A 6,267-nucleotide genomic window follows, 5' to 3' on the forward strand; every position below is an offset into this window, starting at 1 on the left:
ATGAAGATCGTCGTGATCGGCGGCACTGGTCTGATCGGTTCGAAGGCCGTCGCTATTCTGTGCCAGGGTGGCCACGAGGTCATCGCCGCCTCGCCCAAAAACGGGATCAACACGATCACCGGCGAGGGGCTCAACGAGGCGATGGCCGCCGCGCAGGTGGTGGTCGACCTCGCCAATTCGCCCTCGTTCGATGACGAGGCTGTGCTGAAGTTCTTCGAGACCTCCGGCCGCAACCTTGCCGCTGCCGAGTCTGCAGCGGGCGTCCGGCATCATGTCGCGCTCTCCATCGTCGGAGCCGACCGGACGCCTGAAAATGGCTACTTCCGCGCCAAGGTTGCGCAAGAGAAACTGATAGAAGCTTCCGGCATTCCCTACACCATCATCCGCGCCACCCAGTTTCTGGAATTCCTCGGTGCCATCGCCGCTTCGAGTGCCGATGGAAACGTGGTCAGGGTCGCGCCCGGCCTGTTCCAGCCTATCGCGGCCGACGACGTTGCCGAGATCGTTGCCGATGTGGCGCTCGCGCCGCCGCGTAGCGGCACTGTCGAGATCGCCGGCCCGGAACGAGCACCCTTCAACGAAGTCATCGCGCGCTATCTGAAGGCTACAGGCGATCCGCGTGAGGTCGTTCGCGACGCTGCGGCCCTGTACTGGGGCGGCCGGGTCGAGCAGCGCTCGCTCGTGCCGTTGGGCGAAGCGCGTCTCGGGCGCATCGGTTTCGACGAATGGTTCCGCCGCTCACGGGCGGCAGCCTGATCGGGCTGTCTCGGAATGTTACCTCTTCTTCCACCCGCCCCGTTTTCCCGGCGCGCCGCCGGTCGAGCGCGGGGAGGGGCCGAACTCGGGGCCGGACTGGCGCGAGTCCGTCGGCTGGATGACGCGGCTGTCACCACCGAACGGCTTTTCGGGCAGCGCGCGGCCCGCGCGATAGGGCAGCGACTCCGGGCCGTGCATTTCGTCGAGATGCGGTTTGTGGACACGAGATGAACCCCCACCCCGACCGCTTTCAGCGGTCGACCCTCCCCGCAAGGGGGAGGGAGAAGAGGCACCAGCGCGTGAGGAAGGTCCGCCGCGCTTCTTCATCGCGCTCGCCGGCAGGTTCGCCGCCTCGCCGTATTTCTTCGCGCCGGCATAGGCGCCGGCTTTGGTCGCGACGCCGCGCTGCTTGATGGTAGGATCGTCGACCACGGCCATCTCGGTGGCGCGCAGGCGTTTGACCTCGTCGCGCAGGCGCGCGGCCTCCTCGAAATTCAGGTCGGCTGCGGCCTCCCGCATCCGCGTCTCCAGATCGGACAGCACGGCTTCGAAATTGTGCCCGATCGAGATCACGTCGTCGGCCATGCCGCCGTCGCCGATTTCGACCAGCACATGGTCGCGCTCGTACACCGAGTTGAGGATGTCGCCGATCGATTTCTTCACGCTCTCCGGCGTGATGCCGTGGGCGGTGTTGTACTCGACCTGCTTCTCGCGGCGGCGGTTGGTCTCCGCCATCGCGCGCTCCATCGAGCCCGTAATCTGGTCGGCATAAAGCACCACGCGGCCGTCGACATTGCGCGCGGCGCGGCCGATGGTCTGGATCAGCGAGGTCTCGCTGCGCAGAAAGCCCTCCTTGTCGGCGTCGAGGATCGCGACCAGCGCGCATTCGGGGATGTCGAGGCCCTCGCGCAACAGGTTGATGCCGACCAGCGCGTCGAACGCGCCGAGGCGAAGATCGCGGATGATCTCGATGCGCTCGATGGTGTCTATGTCCGAATGCATATAGCGCACGCGGATTCCCTGCTCGTGCAGATATTCGGTGAGGTCTTCCGCCATGCGTTTGGTCAAGACCGTGACCAGCGAGCGATAGCCCTTCTGCGCGGTGGCGCGCACTTCGCCGACGAGGTCGTCGACCTGCGTGCGCGCCGGCCTGATATCCACCGGCGGATCAATCAAGCCGGTGGGGCGAATCACCTGCTCGACGAACACGCCGCCGGATTCGTTCAGCTCCCAGCCGCTGGGCGTCGCCGACACCGCGACCGACTGCGGGCGCATCATGTCCCATTCCTCGAAGCGCAAGGGACGGTTGTCCATGCAAGAGGGCAGGCGGAAGCCATATTCGGCCAGCGTCGCCTTGCGTCGGAAGTCGCCGCGGAACATGCCGCCGATCTGCGGAATCGAAACGTGACTTTCGTCGGCGAAGACGAGCGCGTTGTCCGGCACATATTCGAACAGCGTCGGCGGCGGCTCGCCGGGGCGGCGTCCGGTGAGATAGCGCGAATAGTTCTCGATGCCGGCGCAGCTTCCGGTGGCTTCCATCATTTCCAGATCGAAGGTGGTGCGCTGCTCGAGCCGTTGCGCTTCCAGGAGGCGCCCTTGGTTGTTGAGCTGGTCGAGCCGCAGCTTCAACTCGCCCTTGATCGACTTGATTGCCTGCACCAGCGTTGGCCGCGGCGTCACATAGTGCGAGTTGGCGTAGATCTTGATGAATTCGAGCTCGTCCTGCTTGTGGCCGGTGAGCGGATCGAACTCCTCGATATTTTCGACGGTGTCGCCGAACAGGTTCACGCGCCAGGCGCGGTCCTCGTAGTGCGCGGGGAATATATCAATGACATCGCCGCGGACGCGGAAAGTGCCGCGGGAGAAATCGGCCGAGGTGCGCTTGTACTGCAGCGCGACGAGGTCGGCGATCAGCTGCCGCTGGTCGATGCGCTCGCCCTTCTTCAGCGCGAACGTCATCGCGGTATAGGTCTCGACCGAGCCGATACCGTAGATGCAGGAGACGGAGGCGACAATGATGACGTCGTCACGCTCCAGCAGCGCGCGCGTCGCCGAATGGCGCATGCGGTCGATCTGCTCGTTGATCGAGGAATCCTTCTCGATATAGGTGTCGGTGCGCGGGACGTAGGCTTCCGGCTGGTAGTAGTCGTAATAGGAAACGAAATATTCCACCGCGTTGTCGGGGAAGAAGTTCTTGAACTCGCCGTAGAGCTGTGCGGCCAGCGTCTTGTTGGGCGCGAGGATCAGCGCCGGGCGCTGCGTCGCCTCGATCACTTTCGCCATGGTATAGGTCTTGCCCGAGCCGGTAACCCCGAGCAGCACCTGCGTGCGGTCGTTGCGCTGGATGCCTTCGACCAGTTCGGCGATCGCCGTCGGCTGGTCGCCCCTTGGCTCATAGTCCGACTTGATCTCGAAGCGCACGCCGCCTTCGGATTTTTCGGGACGCGGCGGACGATGCGGCGTCCATATCTTGGTGCCGCCGTCTTCGCCGCGAAACTCGGGCCGGCCGTCGCGGATCAGCGATTCCAGCGCTTCTGCGGTCGCCTTGACGCCGAGCGCCTCCATCTTGCTGCGCGGCGGGCGAGCGAGCGCTTCCTCGTCGTCTTCGGCGGTCGGCAGGCCAAGCTGCCGCGCCAGTTCGGGGTCGAGCGTGGGAATGGTTGCGGAGGTGCCATAATTGGCGGGCGCGAATTCGCGCTGCGGAGCTTCCTCGAATCCCTTGGTCGATGCGCGGGCGCGATGCGCGGCGGCCTCGCCCCCGGCGCGGCGATCCCAGGAATTATCCGGCGGCGGCTGCAAGCCGGTCGAGGAGCCGATGCCGCTTTCGCCGCGGTTGATCGCGGGATTGAGCAGGTCGGCCAGCGCGGGACCGATCGGCTGCACCTCGGGCCTCGAAGCCTTGGAATTGGGCGTCCTGGAATTGGGCGCCTTGGACTTGGGAGATTTGCCGGGCTTTTTCGGGGAATTGGGAGTCTTCGCCATGGGGCGAATATGGGACGAGTCCGGGTCTGAGAAAAGGGCCGGTTGCGTTTGAGGAACCGCCTGCACGATGGCCGGTTGCGTTGTCAGCAGTTGTCAGGAGATGCCGTGGCAGTGACAATTCCAAAGCTGTCATTCCGGGGCGATGCGAAGCATCGAGCCCGGAATCTCGAGATTCCGGGTCTGGTGCTTGCGCACCATCCCGGAATGACGATGACAGATGGCGGCGAATGCTCAATAAGGTCGAGAACTCTCAAGGACCCCAAATGCCCGATAACCACCCGCTCGCGGGAAAACCCGTTCCGGCATCACAGCTCGCCAATATTCCGCGGCTGGTGACGGCCTATTTCGTGGGCAAGCCCGATCCGAAGGTCGCAACGCAACGGGTCGCGTTCGGCACCTCGGGCCATCGCGGCTCCTCGTTCAACCTTGCCTTCAACGAGGCGCATATTCTTTCGGTCAGTCAGGCTGTCTGCGATTACAGAGCCGAGAAAAACCTCACCGGACCGCTGTTCATCGGCATCGACACCCATGCGCTCGCCGAGCCGGCGCTCGCCAGCGCGCTGGAAGTGTTCGCCGCCAACCGCGTCACGGTGATGATCGACGCCCACGACGGCTACACGCCGACGCCGGCGGTTTCGCACGCGATCCTCACCTACAACAAGGGCCGCCAGGGCGGCCTCGCCGACGGTGTCGTGGTCACGCCCTCGCACAATCCGCCGGAAGACGGCGGCTTCAAATACAATCCTCCAAATGGCGGACCGGCCGACACCGACGTCACCGGCGCGATCGAGCGCGCCGCCAACCGCTATCTCGAGAACAATCTGGATCGCGTGAAGCGGATGCCTTACGAGCGCGCGCGCAAGGCAGCTAACGTGCATCGCTACGACTACGTCACGCCCTATGTCGCCAATCTCGCCGATATTCTCGACATGGAGGCGATCCGCTCATCCGGCGTGAAGATCGGCATCGATCCGCTTGGCAGCGCGGCGGTGCGCTATTGGGGGCCGATCATCGAGCGCTATCGGCTGAATGCGACGCTGATCCGCGACGAGGTCGACCCGACCTTCCGTTTCATGACGCTGGATTGGGACGGCAAGATCAGGATGGATTGTTCCTCGCCTTATGCGATGGCGCAGCTCATCAACATGCGCGACAAGTTCGATGTCGCCTTTGCCAACGACACCGACGCCGACCGCCACGGCATCGTCACCCGCTCCAGCGGCTTGATGAATCCGAATCATTTTCTGGCGGCTTCGATTGCGTTCCTGTTCGAACATCGTCCGCAATGGCGCCAGGACAGCGCGATCGGCAAGACCATTGTATCCAGCGCGATCATCGACCGCGTCGCCGGCAAGATCGGCCGCAAGGTGGTGGAGACGCCGGTTGGATTCAAATGGTTCGTCGATGGCCTCGTCAGCGGCGGATTCGGCTTTGCCGGCGAGGAGAGCGCGGGCGCCTCGTTCCTGCGCAAGGATGGCTCGGTGTGGACCACGGACAAGGACGGCCTGATCATGGGCCTGCTCGCCGCCGAGATCACGGCGCGGACCGGGCGCGATCCCAGCCAGTTGTTCGACACGCTGACGACCGAACTCGGCAAGCCCTTCTATGCGCGGATCGATGCGCCGGCGTCCGCGCAGCAAAAAAGCGTCTTCAAGACGCTGACGGCTGAGAAACTTGGCATGAAGGAACTGGGCGGCGAGAGGGTTACGGCGGTGCTGTCGGCGGCGCCGGGCAACAACCAGCCGTTCGGCGGCATCAAGGTCGTGGCCGACAACGGCTGGTTCGCGGCGCGCCCCTCCGGTACCGAAGAGGTCTACAAGATCTATGCGGAGAGCTTCCGCAGCGAGGCGCACTTGCGGCAAATCCAGGACGAGGCGCGATCCGCGATCGCGCGAACGTTCACCAGTTGAGGCCGCGTTGGCCGATCTTTACGCAGCCGGCGTCGGCGCTGGACCGTTGACGATGTCGAGGTGAATCCCGCCGCAGCGGGTGCATCGCATCGTCCAGTATTCGGCGCCTGCGCGGCCACCGATCACGCGCAGCACCCGAAGCGTACCGTCGCAGTCCGGGCAGCTGGAGCGTACGCCGGCGGATGAGCTGGTTTGGGATTCATACATGAGCGGTCTCCCGCCTTTTCTCTGACGTGACGAACCGCCGGTTGAGGTAGTCGACGCGGGTTTTTGCGTCGGCGATGGCCGCTTCCGCATCGGACCAGGCGAAGCCGGCCTCAAGCTCGGGGAATGAAACGCCGTCGATGACGACGGGTTGATCGTCCTCGCGCCTGATCCGGGCGTGCCAGAGGCCCCTGCCGGCCTCAAAAGCCTCGATCTGAAAACCGTCATAGGTCATGTCGTGTCTCCGCCGCGTCCGGACATCAGAAAACCACGACTGTCCGTAGCGGATGAAGATGTCGTATTTTTGTAGCTCGTGATCTGTCGCCTTCGTTGTTGAGTTTCGGAGGAGCCGGAAAGCGTGGACGGTTCCGCCAGCCTGGTCATGCCATGGATATTGCTGCCGGGTTAGCCCTCT

Annotated in this window: 5 protein-coding genes; 2 read left to right on the forward strand and 3 right to left on the reverse strand. The window is 64.2% G+C overall.

The annotated features are described in order from the left end of the window. Nucleotides 1-756 carry an SDR family oxidoreductase gene (locus M6D32_RS11590; protein WP_298256139.1) on the forward strand — a complete coding sequence of 252 codons (756 nt, stop codon included), beginning with the start codon at nt 1-3 and terminating at the stop codon, nt 754-756. An 18-nt stretch (nt 757-774) separates the two neighbouring features. Here M6D32_RS11590 and uvrB read toward each other — a convergent pair whose 3' ends face one another. Then, a complete protein-coding gene (uvrB, locus tag M6D32_RS11595) occupies nt 775-3,738 on the reverse strand; it encodes an excinuclease ABC subunit UvrB (protein ID WP_298256141.1) in 2,964 nt (987 codons plus the stop codon). Nucleotides 3,739-4,001: 263 nt separating this feature from the next. Between uvrB and pgm the strand changes: the two genes are divergently transcribed. After that, nucleotides 4,002-5,648 carry a phosphoglucomutase (alpha-D-glucose-1,6-bisphosphate-dependent) gene (gene pgm / locus M6D32_RS11600; protein WP_298256143.1) on the forward strand — a complete coding sequence of 549 codons (1,647 nt, stop codon included), beginning with the start codon at nt 4,002-4,004 and terminating at the stop codon, nt 5,646-5,648. Nucleotides 5,649-5,666: 18 nt separating this feature from the next. On the opposite strand, the gene M6D32_RS11605 is transcribed toward pgm, so the two are convergent. Then, nucleotides 5,667-5,855 carry a hypothetical protein gene (locus M6D32_RS11605; RefSeq protein ID WP_298256145.1) on the reverse strand — a complete coding sequence of 63 codons (189 nt, stop codon included), beginning with the start codon at nt 5,853-5,855 and terminating at the stop codon, nt 5,667-5,669. After that, nucleotides 5,848-6,087, reverse strand: coding sequence for a hypothetical protein (locus M6D32_RS11610; protein ID WP_298256146.1), 240 nt, complete (start codon nt 6,085-6,087; stop codon nt 5,848-5,850). Before M6D32_RS11610 ends, M6D32_RS11605 begins: the two co-directional genes overlap by 8 nt. Between the last annotated feature and the right edge of the window lie 180 nt (nt 6,088-6,267).

The sequence above is a fragment of the Bradyrhizobium sp. genome (assembly GCF_027307225.1).
Taxonomy (GTDB): domain Bacteria; phylum Pseudomonadota; class Alphaproteobacteria; order Rhizobiales; family Xanthobacteraceae; genus Bradyrhizobium.